12 protein-coding genes and 1 tRNA gene are annotated in these 12,739 nt (G+C 56.7%); 11 read left to right on the top strand and 2 right to left on the bottom strand.

Annotation, left to right across the window (positions count from 1 at the left end):
* Positions 1-198 precede the first annotated feature (198 nt).
* From ACZ46I_RS03465 to mobB, 8 genes are read left to right on the top strand one after another with little or no spacing between them, the layout of a single operon-like run.
* On the top strand, positions 199-1,008 hold the full coding sequence (locus ACZ46I_RS03465) for a biotin--[acetyl-CoA-carboxylase] ligase (RefSeq protein WP_464281433.1): 810 nt from the start codon (positions 199-201) through the stop codon (positions 1,006-1,008).
* Positions 992-1,765 carry a type III pantothenate kinase gene (locus ACZ46I_RS03470; RefSeq protein ID WP_013504749.1) on the top strand — a complete coding sequence of 258 codons (774 nt, stop codon included), beginning with the start codon at positions 992-994 and terminating at the stop codon, positions 1,763-1,765. The genes ACZ46I_RS03465 and ACZ46I_RS03470 overlap by 17 nt, the downstream gene beginning before the upstream one ends.
* Positions 1,762-2,802, top strand: a complete 1,041-nt coding sequence (locus ACZ46I_RS03475; RefSeq protein WP_013504748.1) for a helix-turn-helix domain-containing protein — start codon at positions 1,762-1,764, stop codon at positions 2,800-2,802. The genes ACZ46I_RS03470 and ACZ46I_RS03475 overlap by 4 nt, the downstream gene beginning before the upstream one ends.
* Positions 2,799-3,836 carry a molybdopterin-binding protein gene (locus tag ACZ46I_RS03480; protein ID WP_013504747.1) on the top strand — a complete coding sequence of 346 codons (1,038 nt, stop codon included), beginning with the start codon at positions 2,799-2,801 and terminating at the stop codon, positions 3,834-3,836. Before ACZ46I_RS03475 ends, ACZ46I_RS03480 begins: the two co-directional genes overlap by 4 nt.
* Positions 3,833-5,053 (top strand): molybdopterin molybdotransferase MoeA, encoded by a 1,221-nt coding sequence (locus tag ACZ46I_RS03485; protein WP_464281434.1) that lies wholly within the window; start codon positions 3,833-3,835, stop codon positions 5,051-5,053. The genes ACZ46I_RS03480 and ACZ46I_RS03485 overlap by 4 nt, the downstream gene beginning before the upstream one ends.
* A gap of 10 nt (positions 5,054-5,063) precedes the next feature.
* Positions 5,064-6,041: a GTP 3',8-cyclase MoaA gene (gene moaA, locus ACZ46I_RS03490; protein ID WP_013504745.1), complete on the top strand. Its 978-nt coding sequence runs from the start codon at positions 5,064-5,066 to the stop codon at positions 6,039-6,041.
* 22 nt (positions 6,042-6,063) lie between these two features.
* A complete protein-coding gene (gene moaC, locus ACZ46I_RS03495; protein WP_013504744.1) occupies positions 6,064-6,531 on the top strand; it encodes a cyclic pyranopterin monophosphate synthase MoaC in 468 nt (155 codons plus the stop codon).
* Positions 6,518-7,045 carry a molybdopterin-guanine dinucleotide biosynthesis protein B gene (gene mobB / locus ACZ46I_RS03500; RefSeq protein WP_464281435.1) on the top strand — a complete coding sequence of 176 codons (528 nt, stop codon included), beginning with the start codon at positions 6,518-6,520 and terminating at the stop codon, positions 7,043-7,045. The genes moaC and mobB overlap by 14 nt, the downstream gene beginning before the upstream one ends.
* 65 nt (positions 7,046-7,110) lie before the next feature.
* Here the strand turns inward: mobB and ACZ46I_RS03505 are convergent, their stop codons facing one another.
* Positions 7,111-8,610 carry a sigma-54 interaction domain-containing protein gene (locus ACZ46I_RS03505; RefSeq protein ID WP_226508351.1) on the bottom strand — a complete coding sequence of 500 codons (1,500 nt, stop codon included), beginning with the start codon at positions 8,608-8,610 and terminating at the stop codon, positions 7,111-7,113.
* A gap of 145 nt (positions 8,611-8,755) precedes the next feature.
* Here ACZ46I_RS03505 and amt point away from each other — a divergent pair, with 145 nt between their 5' ends.
* From amt to ACZ46I_RS03520, 3 genes are all read left to right on the top strand, one after another.
* The gene (amt, locus tag ACZ46I_RS03510; RefSeq protein WP_013504741.1) at positions 8,756-9,973 is read left to right on the top strand and encodes an ammonium transporter; all 1,218 of its coding nucleotides are present in this window, start codon (positions 8,756-8,758) and stop codon (positions 9,971-9,973) included.
* A 116-nt stretch (positions 9,974-10,089) separates the two neighbouring features.
* A tRNA-Ser gene (locus ACZ46I_RS03515) sits at positions 10,090-10,183 on the top strand.
* A gap of 170 nt (positions 10,184-10,353) precedes the next feature.
* Complete coding sequence (locus ACZ46I_RS03520) at positions 10,354-11,496, top strand: PAS domain-containing sensor histidine kinase (protein WP_013504740.1); 1,143 nt, start codon at positions 10,354-10,356, stop codon at positions 11,494-11,496.
* 5 nt (positions 11,497-11,501) lie between these two features.
* Here ACZ46I_RS03520 and ACZ46I_RS03525 read toward each other — a convergent pair whose 3' ends face one another.
* Complete coding sequence (locus ACZ46I_RS03525) at positions 11,502-12,731, bottom strand: HD-GYP domain-containing protein (protein WP_013504739.1); 1,230 nt, start codon at positions 12,729-12,731, stop codon at positions 11,502-11,504.
* Positions 12,732-12,739: the final 8 nt, after the last annotated feature.

Raw genomic sequence — 12,739 nt, forward strand, 5'->3', positions numbered from 1 at the left:
CTGTCACAAAAATTATTCTCTGTACATACAAACCGACGACTGCTAAGATTGATACAAAATTCCTAGAGCACCGCCTTCGGCCAGGTGCGGTAAAGTTGCAGCACATTACTGAATATGGATAGGGAATTCAAGGATTTTATAAGAAAAATCCGTTTTTGTAAAAGGGTTCCTGGAGCTTATCTTCACACAGGGAGCGAGATGAGTAAAACAGCGTTTAACGTCAACCCTTCCGGCCAGCGCAGCGAGGAAGATTTCGGTGAAATTCTGGCCACCTGGCCCCACCGCCTGGATCTGCTGGAGAGTACTCCCTCCACTAACAGCTATCTGCTGGAGCAGTCCGGCACCCTTGAGCACGGAACCCTTGCCGCCACGAAAATCCAGTCCGGCGGACGAGGGCGCTTCGGACGCCCATGGTTTTCCGATAGTGAATCCATCGCCTTCTCCGTCTGCCTTGACGCCCCCCGTGAGATGCAGCACCTCACCCTCATTCCCGTCCTGGCGGCAGTGGCCGTACTCAACACCTGCAGTGCGCTGGGCGCAGACGTCCGGGTGAAATGGCCCAACGACATAACCGACACAAAAGGGCGTAAACTCTGCGGCATCCTGACGGAACTGCGCACCCAGGGTGGCACTCCCCGCAACGTCATAGTAGGCATCGGGCTCAACGTCAATCAGGCGCAATTCCCTCCTGAAGTGGCCGAAATTGCCCAAAGCCTGCGCATATTGACGGCAAACACCACCTTTTCTTGCCCTGCGGTTATTCTATCCATTGCGCAAGAGCTGCTCAGCGGCTACAATGAACTCCTCAACCATAACGGGGGTGCCCTCGTCGACCGATGGAAAGCGTCCTGCGCCATGTTCGGCCGCCCCTATCGCGACCGCCGCCATGACCAGGTGTTCACACCACTGGATATGGCAGATGACGGCTCACTGGTCGTCAAAAACCAGGATGGCACCATAACCACTATCAGCTCCGGCGAGGTAATTGAAGTTGCTCATAGCTATTGATGTAGGGAACACCAATGTGGTCATCGGCGTCTTTGATGGCGATGACATGAACGCGCGCACCAAGTGGCGCCTGCAGTCGAATATTCACCGCACCACCGACGAATACATGGTTCTGCTGGGCAACCTGATGCGCCTTGAAGACATCTCCCCAAGGGATGTGGAGGGAGTCGTGATCTCCAGCGTGGTCACTCCACTGACCAGGGTTTTCCGTAAACTTTCCACCACCCTCTTTGGCCAGGAACCACTGATTATCTCCGCCGGAGTGCGCACCGGGATGCCCATTCGCATGGACAACCCCAAGGAGGTAGGTGCCGATCGCATCGTCAACGCGGTCGCAGCCTATGACAAGGCGCAGGGTGCCGCTATTGTCGTCGACTTCGGCACGGCCACCACCTTTGACGTCGTCTCACCCGACGGAAGCTATATCGGCGGGGCCATAATTCCAGGTATAACCGTATCACTGGAAGCGCTTGTGGAACGAACCGATCGCCTGCCACTCATCGAAATTGCCCGGCCCAAAAAAGTCGTGGGTCGCAATACCATTCATTCGCTGCAGTCGGGTATTTACTACGGATATGTCTCTATGATACAAGGGATAGTTCAAAGGATCTCCCAGGAAGAGGGTATGAAGCCCTATGTAATCGCCACCGGCGGACTGGGCTCTTTGTTCCACCAGGAATCAGGGCTTTTCCACGAATACAGCCATGACTTGACCCTTCAAGGACTTAAGATACTTTTTGAAAGGAATCGCGCATGAAGGAAACCGACATTCACGGCACACCTCACGACGCCACAGAGCCCGAAACGCTTGGCTCTTACCTGAAAAGGCTGCGGGAAGCCCGCGGCATCACCGTCGAGGAAGTCGCTGACCGCACCAAAATAGCCGTCAGTCAGATTGCTGCCATTGAGAATGATCAGCACCAGTTCCTTCCCCCGAAAGCGTTCGTGCTGGGTTTCATTAAAGCTATCTGCAACGAAGTCCGCGGGGACTATGAGTACGCCAAGGTACTCCTGTTCACCATGCTCGGCGAAATTGAACCTGGCGAAGCTCCACGGGAAAGCTCGGACCCTGAAAAAAAAGAATCCGCCAAGGAAATCATCAACAAGAACAGTTCACTCTCCCCGGTCATCTTCGGCGCCGTTGTCGTTGTCGTTGTCGCCGCCATTGCCTACTTCTACCTCTCATCCCAGCCCCAGGAGCCTGTTGCGGCAGAGCGTGAACAGTACGACGTGATAGCTGAAGCCCAGCGAAACCTCCAGGAGCAGCAGGCCGCCGAGGAAGAAGCACGCAGACAGGAGGAGCTGCGACAACAACAGGCGGAAGAGGCTCGCCTGAGGGCAGAAGAAGAGGCACGACTGCAGGCGGAACGCGAAGCACGTCAGCGGGAGCAGGCAGCCGCGCAGCAACAGGCCACACAGCCAAGCACGGAAACCGCAACGGAAAATCCTTTTGCCGGTGCCTTTCTCAACGACATCCCCCTGTCCGTTCGGCTGGAGGGGTTGAGTGAAGCCTGGGTAAAGATGGTTGGCTCCCATGGGGAAGCCATGGAAACCACCACCCTGCGGGAAGGCAGAAGCCTTTCCATCGAATCACAGGGAACCGTTATCGTCGCACTGGGCAACGCCGGAGGCGTCAACGTCTTTATCGACAACAAGGAACACGGCCCGGTCGGGCGCCCGGGACAGGTTCGCCGCTTTCTGGTGGAACCACGCGAAGATGACCAGTACCGTATCATCCAGATATCGCGGGAACAATATATAGCGGTATTGCGCTCTCTGGGACAGAGCCCATGAAAAAAGTCCCCGTCGAACAAGCCATCGGCCTGAGCCTTGGCCACGACATCATGGGAATTGATCCACAAAGCGGTGTCAAAAGCACCGCTTTTTTTCGTGGGCACCGCATTGAAGCCGCCGATGTCGCACTCCTGAAAAATCTCGGGAAAAACCACATCTATGCTGACAACGATGGCAGCTCCGATGCCGTCCATGAGGATGACTTTGCTCTGGCCGTCATCAGCCGCATCGGAGACCCTGACACAATCTCCCATGATACAAAGCCCGTTCAGGGCCGCCTTGGACTTTATGCCCGCTCCACAGGCGTCCTCTGCATAGATTCGCAGCGACTCTTCCGCCTCCACGAACAGCACGGGGAAATAGCATTGCCAACCCTGCCACAGTATTACGCCGTAAAAGCTGAGGACCGGGTGGCGGCCTTCCGTATCCTCCCGCTCTTTGCACCCCGCGACACGCTCCAGAGCACCCTGAACATCCTGGACACGCCACTGATACGTATTGCGCCATACCGAGTCACAAAGGCGGCAGTACTGGTGACCGGAAGCGAAGTGTATGAAGGGCGCATTCAGGATCGCTTCCTGCCCCTACTGACCCGGAAACTCGGCGCCTTCGGCGTAGAGATCGTCCACCATCAGCTTCTGCCCGATGATCGTCAACACATCGCCAGTGCCCTGGCTGAAGCCTACGCGAAAGCAGAGCTGGTCTGCATCACTGGTGGAACTTCCGTTGACCCCGACGATGTTACCATTGCCGCCGTGTGCGACAGCGGCGCAGTTCCTCTGCGCCGGGGAGTTCCAGCACAGCCAGGGAACAATTTCACCATCGCCTATGAGCACACCCGCACGATACCCGTGTTGACCATCCCGGCCGGCGCCCTCAGCACGCCCATCACGACCCTGGACATCTACCTGCCGCGCCTGCTGGCTGGCTTGCCCATACACAAACGCGAGCTGGACCACGCGTCCCTCGGTGGACTGTGCCAGCAATGCCCAACCTGCCACTTTCCCAATTGCACCTTTGGAGGTGTCCGATGAGCTTGCACCATATTCCCTTCCCCCAGGCATCGGAACTCATCGCCAGGCATACCGCGCCCCTGGAGGTGGTCTCCCTGCCCCACAACGAGGCTCAAGACCACGTGCTGGCCCGTGATGTTCTCACCCACCACGCCTATCCCGACGTGAAAAAAGCTGCTGTGGACGGCTTTGCCATCAGCGAGGAAGATCGCCTCAATGGCGTGCGGCACTTTACCGTGCAGGAGCAGGTGGGAGCCGGCCACCGGTTTTCCACCACCCTGACTTCCGGCAAAGCCATTCACGTGATGACCGGAGCCGAAGTTCCGGAAAACAGCGGCTTCGTGGTGCGCGTCGAGGACGCCGTCCAGGAGGGAGACCATATCGCCCTCTCCCAGGAGTACGGCTCCCAGGAGAATATCTGCCAGCCCGGTGAAGAGGCCCATGGAGAAGACATCGCCCTGAAAGCCGGCACCTGGCTCAACTGGGCACGCATGCCCCTGATCCACTACCTGGGTGCCACCCATCTGTCCGTCTACCGCAAACCCCGGGTGGGCATCATCGTCACCGGCGATGAACTCCTTGAGAGCCACAGCCCCCACCAGAGGGGAAAGGTACGCAACACCAACCAGTACACCGCCCAGTACATCCTGCAGGCCATGGGGATTCCCTGCACAAGCTACGGCATGGTGCAGGACAGCCGCGAGCAGATTGCCACCACCATCAGGCTGGCCATGGAGGAGTGCGACGTAGTGCTGACTTCCGGTGGTGTCTCCATGGGGAAATATGACTTTGTCAAACCCATCTTCCAGAGCCTGGATGTCAACCTGCACTTTACCCGTACCGCCATCAGGCCCGGTGGCCCCCTGCTCTTCGCCTCCCGTGGCAAGCAGGTTCTTTTCGGCCTGCCCGGCTACCCTTCAGCCTTCTTCACGGTGATGCTGGTCTACGTTGTTCCGGCTCTGAAGCGAATCATGGGGCGCCCTGACCATCACCCCGTCGAAGTGGATGTGGAGCTGGATAATGACATGCGCTCCCGCCAGGGGCACCTGGTGTTCAACCGTGCCAACTTCGATCTGATCAACGGACACTGGCACGCCCGGGGCGGCGAAAACCAGAAGTCCTCCCACTTTATCCCCTTCGCCAACGCCGACGGTCTGGTCATCTTCCCGGAAGATATCGGCAATGCCCCGCGGGGCACGCGACTGCGGGGCATGCCCTTTGCCCTGCAGCTGCTGTAGGAAGCATGCCATGACACAACAGCTCCTGGACTCCCAAGGCAACCCCATTACCTACGTACGCATCAGCGTCACGGATCGCTGCAACCTCAAGTGTTTCTACTGCGTCCCGGAGGACGGCATCTGCCACGCCACCAAAGACCAGCTCCTGACACCGGAGGAGATTATTCGCGTTCTGAATCTGCTCCATGGCCTGGGCGTCAGCAAGGTACGCATCACCGGCGGTGAGCCCCTGGCCCGCCGAGGTATCGGCAAGCTTATTCGTCAAATCAGCGCCATCGGCTTTTCAGATATCGCCATGACCACCAACGGCGTGCTCCTGCCCCGGTTTGCCGGGCTGCTGCGGGAATGTGGTCTGAAGCGGGTCAATATCAGTCTGGACTCCCTGCATCCGGAACGCTTTGCCAGCATCACGGGAGTGGATAGCTTCGAACAGGTATGGAAGGGCATCCAGGCCGCCCAGGAGAATGGACTGGTGCCCATCAAGATCAACGCCGTGGCCATACGCGGTATCAACGACGACGAAATTGCCGACTTTGTCGCCCTCACGGAACATGAAGACATCAGCGTACGCTTTATCGAGTACATGCCGGTGGGAATCCGTGATCGCTACAATACCGACCAGCTGGTCAGCGTGGCGGAAATGCTCTCCCAGGTGAAAAATCGCTTTTCCATCGAGCCCCTTGATCAGGAACGCTACTCCACCGCCCGCATGTTCCGCATTGTCGGCGGCCGGGGCACCTTCGGCTTTATCTCCCCTATGACCGAGCACTTCTGCCACACCTGCAACCGCCTGCGCATTACCGCCGACGGCAAAATAAAAACCTGCCTCTTCTCCAAGCAGGAACACGACTTCCTGCCCATGCTACGCCAGCAGAACTGCAGTGATGCCGAGCTCAGGGCATACTTCCTGCAAGTGGCAGGCGGCAAGGTGACAGAAATTGACGATATGTACCGAGGATCACGCAATATGACGCGTATCGGAGGATAACCGCGCTTCCGGAGGAGGATTTATGGAACTGACACACTTCGACCAGCAGGGCAACGCCATCATGGTGGACGTTTCCCGCAAGGAGGATACCGTGCGCGTCGCCCGCGCCACCGCCACCGTCATCGCCCAACCGCAAACCATCGAGATGATCCGCCAGGGCACTCACAAGAAGGGGGATGTACTCGGCGTCGCCCGGGTTGCCGGAATCATGGCCGCCAAGCGCACTTCAGACCTGATCCCCATGTGCCACCCCATCCCCATTGAGGGAGTCAGCGTGGACTTTGAGGTTCAGGATGAGCGCGTGATCATTACCACCGAACTGCGCACCACCTACAAGACCGGCATTGAAGTGGAAGCCGTCGTGGCCGCATCCATAGCCGCCTCGACCATCTACGACATGTGCAAGGCCGTCGACCGGGCCATGGAAATCACCAACATCAGGCTTCTCTATAAAGCAGGCGGAAAATCCGGTGTATTTGAGCGCCAGTAATATCCCCGTCATTGGCTTTACCGGCACCTCGGGCTCAGGCAAAACCACACTGATCGAAAAACTGGTGCAGCAGCTCAGCCATCGCGGACTGAAAGTGGGCGTCATCAAGCACGACGCCCACCGCTTTGACATCGACAAGCCCGGCAAGGACTCCTGGCGCTTTCGGGAAGCCGGAGCAACCACCACCCTCATTTCCAGTGACCAGCTGGTGGCCATCCAGAAGCGCACAGCGCAGCCAGCGCCACTGGAGGCGCTGCTGGCATACTTCACCGACGAAGACCTCATCATCATTGAAGGACACAAGAGCAGCCCCCACCCGAAAGTCGAGATTTTCCGCAGTGCCAATGGCAAAGCCCCCCTCTACGGGCATATCCAGCACATCATCGCCATAGCGGCCCCCGCGGAAGATCACACCCGCCTGGAAGCCAGCCAGCTGCCCCTGCTGGATCTGGATACGCCATCAGCGGTACTGGATTTTGTGCTGGAGCAGCTCCCCCACCTCAGGCACCCGTAAGCACACTCAGGCCAAATGATTACGGAACAAAGTTACGCCCCATGGTGAAGGTTTTCCACGGCCTGTCAGAACTTCCGCACCGGAATGCCATACTTGCTGATGCGATAGCGCAGCTGCCTCGGGCTGATTCCCAGAATATGGGCTGCTTCCGTCTGCACTCCCTTGGTGGCCTGCAAGGCCTCCTCGATCTTGCGTCGCTCATACTCCCGGCGGCTTTCCACAATGGCAGGCGCCAATGGAGCGACTCGGGAACTGCTGCTGGGAAGTGACTCCTCACTGCGCCCGCTGTACTGAAGGAAGCGGAAATTGGCATACCCCTGCTTCTGCTCCAGGAAGGCTCGAAAGACCGCGTTCTGCAGTTCCCGCACATTGCCCTTCCACGGGTAGGAGTCCAGCAGGCCAATATCATGTGAATGAATACTGATATCCGTATTATTATCCTCGTTGATTTTCTCCAGAAAATGCTGGGCCAGCAGCGCCACATCGCCCGCGCGCTCCCGCAGCGGCGGCATGGTGATATTTACCACATTGACCCGGTAGTAGAGATCTTCGCGAAAGCGCTTTTCCAGTACAGCGCGGTGAAGATCCTGATTGGTGGCGCAGATGATGCGCACGTCCACCTTGATGGTCTCGTTGCCACCAACCCGCTCAAACTCCCCCTCCTGCAAGACACGCAGCAGTTTGCTCTGGAACTCGGCAGAAACCTCGCCAATTTCATCCAGAAAGAGCGTTCCGCCATCTGCCTTTTCAAAGCGCCCGATGCGCCGGTTCATGGCACCGGTGAACGCCCCTTTTTCATGTCCGAAAAGCTCGCTCTCCAGTACCGTGTGGGAAAGAGCCGCGCAGTTTACCGCTACAAAAGGACTGTTGGAACGGATAGAAAGTTTATGGATAGCCTGGGCAATCAACTCTTTCCCCGTCCCCGATTCTCCGGTAATCAGCACACTGGCACGGCTGGCAGCCACCTTCTGCACCAGATCAGCCACTTCGCGCATGGCTGTGGATTTCCCGATAACTCCATCCAGCACCGCCGGAATGGGACGCCGGTGAGGCTCATCGCTGACATTGAGGCGATAGCCGTAGGAATTCAGAGAGAAATAGAGCACCCGCCCCACCGTGCGCAACACATCAATGCGCCGGTTCAACGCGTACATATCGCGGCAGAAGAAGGTAAAAAATGAGAGGGGCAGGGTCTTGGATGGCTCCTCGATGGCCACCATCACAAAGAAGCGCAGGGGCGCCTCCCCCAGGTACGGCGCGAAGGGGTTATCGTCAAAACCATCCTCCTCCTCACCCAGAATAACCACCGAGGCGGAATTGATGCTGCGGTGATAACGCCACTGGTTCATGCGTTCGGAAATACGGGACTTTTCCCTGGAGGGGATCTCAGGGCTGATCTCCAGCCCATACTGACCGGTGACCATGTCCTTCAGAAACAGGGAGGGAAAGCGGAAGTCAAAGTATTCCGACATCATCTGCAGGGTCGTATTGATTCCCATCTTGATATTGCGGCCGGAATGGATAATATCCACCGCCGACCTCAGAAAGAGCCATTCGCTTGTCATTTTTGTCACTCATGGTTTTTTTGTTATTTTTGTCATTGTCAATCTACACGACAAATCTCAATAAAGCAATACTTTATCTTTTGGCACGCCAGTTGCTCTGACAGTGGCATATCGCAATTTTATTACTTTACGTGGAGGTGAAGTCGTGGAAGGTATTGTGCTTGAACTCCCTTTCATACTGGATTCATTTTTGATGGTCTTTGCAGGCATCCTGGTCATGATCATGGCATGTGGTTTTGCCATGCTGGAATCGGGGCTGACCCGCTCCAAAAATACGGCCACCATCATGACCAAGAACGTTCTCATTTTTTCCATCGCATCCGTGGCTTACTACATTGTGGGCTACAACATCATGTATGGCGACGGCAATGCCTTTATGGGCAGCGGCGCCTTCCTCAGTGGCATTGAATATGACAGCCACTCCGTCTACGCCGACTTCTTTTTCCAAATGGTTTTCGTAGCTACCGCAGCATCGGTCATCTCCGGAACCGTGGCCGAGCGCATCAAACTCTGGCCCTTCCTGATCTTTGTACTTATTTTGACCGCTATCATCTACCCCATTCAGGGCCACTGGACCTGGGGCGAGTCCCTGGAGTTCCTGGAAGGTTTCTCTGACTACGCTGGCTCCACCATCGTTCACTCCGTTGGCGGCTGGGCCGCTCTGGCTGGTGTCCTGCTGCTCGGCGCACGCAAAGGGAAGTACGAAGGCGGCAAGATTCGCGCCATCCCCGGCTCCAACATCCCCCTGGCAACCCTGGGAACCTTCCTGCTGTGGTTTGGCTGGTTTGGCTTCAACGGCGGCTCCGCCCTGGCCATGCACAGCGCTGAGCTGGCTGACGAGATCGGCCTGGTCGTGGCATCCACCAACACCGCTGCCGCCACCGGCGCTATCGTAGCCGCCATTCTGACACGAATTATCTACCAGAAAGTTGACACCACCATGGTTCTCAACGGCGCCCTGGGTGGACTGGTAGGCATCACCGCCGGCCCCGACGTGGCTCCATGGGCAGCCATCATCATTGGTACAGTCTCCGCCATCCTCGTCGTCATCGCCGTACCCGCCTTCGATAAAGTACGCATCGACGACCCCGTGGGCGCCCTCTCCGTACACCTTGTCTGCGGCATCTGGGGAACCCTGGCCGTGGCCATCTTCAACGCCGAAGTAACCCTGATCGACCAGCTCAAGGGCATCATTCTCATCGGTGGCTTTGTCTTCATCGCCTCCTTCATCGTCTGGATGATCCTCAAAGTCACCATGGGCATCCGTGTCGACGAAGAAGTGGAAGTGGAAGGTCTGGATATGCACGAGTGCGGCCTGGAAGCCTATCCCGAATTCGGCAAAGGCTCTCAGAAGATTCTCTGATCCCTCTGCCCATCACCCACCAGATAAAAATCCCCGGCCTCCGGCCGGGGATTTTTGCTTGCCTTTTCAGGAACGATGCAGTAAGTTGTCAACCGGCTTGAACAAGCCATTTCAACGGAGAGCTGGCCGAGTAGGTCGAAGGCGCTCGCCTGCTAAGCGAGTATACTGCTAATAGCGGTATCGAGGGTTCGAATCCCTCGCTCTCCGCCATTTTCTGCGCACCATGCAAATAAGGCCTCCGGATTTTCCGGAGGCCTTTTCTACACATCGTTTTGACTTTTTATTTGACCACGGGCTTCCACTGTCTTTCAGGACGGTTACTCCTCGTCAACCAGGCCACATCATAACAGTTTCTGCCATGCAGGGGATGCGGGAATACCATGCCACACAATGATTTTCTTCAACCAATTGACCAGCAAAGCGAGCTGACAACGCTTCAGATTCTGCAGGGTGTTTTTGAATCTGCCCAGCTGGGCATTTGCATCACCGACAGCAGCTACCGTTATGTCAAGGTCAACAGGGCATACTGCGATCTTTACGGCTACACGGAGGCGGAGCTGCTCGGGAAGCCTTTTACGCTGGTGGTGCCCCCAGGTGACCACGAGCGTCTGGAAAAGCTCCATGACGACTTTCTCAGTGGGCGAGTGGACGAAATCGCCCAGCACTGGACGGTGCGACACCGCAGCGGCCGAGATATTGATATTTATGCCACTGCGGGAAGGCTTGTCACGCCAGGTGGCCATGCGTACAAAATCACTACGGCGGCGGATGTAAGCGAACTGAAAACGCTCCAGAAGCAGACGGAGTATCAGCAAGCCATACTGATCCAGCAGGCCAAGCTGGCTGAAGTCGGAGCGATGGTGGGTGCCATCGCCCATCAATGGCAGCAGCCGGTCAATGCCATTGCCCTGATGACACAGACCCTTCCCCTGCTGCTTGATCAGGGGACACTGACACGGGAGAATCTGAACTCCCATGTGGAGCAAGTCATGCAACAAATTCGCTTCATGAGCCAAACCATGAACGATTTTCGTGACTTCTACCTGCCATCACGGGAGCAGGAGATCTTTCATGTCAGCGATGCTATCGCCACCGTTCGCGACCTTCTTCAAGGCCAGTTGCTCAAAGCCAAGGCCACTCTGGAGATTTCTGCCAGTGAACCCCTCCTCTATTCCAGGGGGTACCCCAGTGAGTTCAAGCAGGTAGTCCTCAATATCATCAATAATGCACTGGATATCTTCCAGGAGCAGCAAAGGCACGATGGGCACATTGCCATCAAGGTGGAACCTGATGAATCGATGCTGACCATCAGTATTCGAGACAATGGTGGAGGCATCCCGGTGGAACTTCTGCCAGACAGGATTTTTGAGCCGTTTTTCAGCACAAAACCTGATAAGGGCACGGGCATCGGGCTCTCGCTGGCCAGGACAATCATTGAGGAGAAGTCAGGCGGAACAATTCGAGCCGAAAACGGCCCAGAGGGAGCCTGTTTCCTGGTACGCATCCCCCGCCACATCCGCTGAAGTCGCTACAGCAGCTCTATCTTAATCTCATTGAGCTCTTTGAGGGATTTGCGCTGAAGGCTCATGCCAGTCTCCCGTGAGAGGTCCACGTCAATGGGGCGAGGCAGGCGCTGCTGGCGGTCATCAAAAAAGAGTCTCACTACCGGGCTGAGCCGATTATTGGCTTCCGCGCGCACCACGGTACCCACATAGCCCTTATATTTGCCTTCGTAGAGCTGCACATTGGAGCCGGCGGCAAAGACGTTGAGGATACGCAGAAACGCATTGAGATACACGGGGTGAAAGCGGTTGAACATGCGATTGACCATCAGGTACGAGGCGTCCAGATAGCTGAGGGGTTTTTTCCGGGTACCGACGCCGCTGGTGAGATTGTCAAACGTATTGGCGATATTGGCGATTTCCGCCAGATGGGAGATGCCGGTGGTATGCTTGTTATTCTTCAGGGACCAGGCGACTTCCGACCCTTTTAACCGGTGGGGAAAGCCGCTGCCATCATGATATTCATGGTGCTGAGTCACTACAGTGATGGCGCGCACCCGCTGAGAAAGCCGGGAGTTATTCAGGAGTATGCGCCGCCCCAGCATGGTGTGAATTTTCACGATGGCCCGCTCATCTTTGGTCATCTGTGATGGCGACTTGTCGAGGATTTTCCGGGGAATGGCAATCTTGCCGATATCGTGCAGCAGGCAGCCCAGGGCAAGGTCTTCCAGGTGACGCTCGGGAAGCTGCAGGTGCTTGCCGATGGCAATGGCCATGGCGGAAACGTCAACAGAGTGCTGAAACATATGACTGTCGTACTGCTTGATGCTGTTGAGCGAGATGCCGGAGTCGGACATGAGGATATCGTTGAGCAGAACCTCGGTGTACTCCATGACTCGGCTGAAGGCGGTCGCCGTCTTCAGGTATCCGGTGAACTTGCTGTTCTGGAGTACCTCCTCCACGGAGCTGTCACTTTCCTGCTGAATGCTCTGCAGAACACTCTGGGTCTCTTCGAACGCTTCCTTGACGAGGTGGGTGCCCTTGCGGTGAATTTCCGCGTTGACGGTGGTCTGCAACTCAATGTCTTTGCTGGCTTCGTCATCGATCACCAGTTCGCCCATATCCATCTGCTGGAGTTTACTGATGTAGGTCGGAGTCAGTTCGACACCGCGTGCCAGCATGATCTGGCCCGCGACTTCAATTTGCTCCCCCATCACCATACCTGGCTCCAGCTTATCAATGGGCACTATGCGCATAGGGCTTG

It is taken from the genome of Desulfurispirillum alkaliphilum, assembly GCF_055378285.1.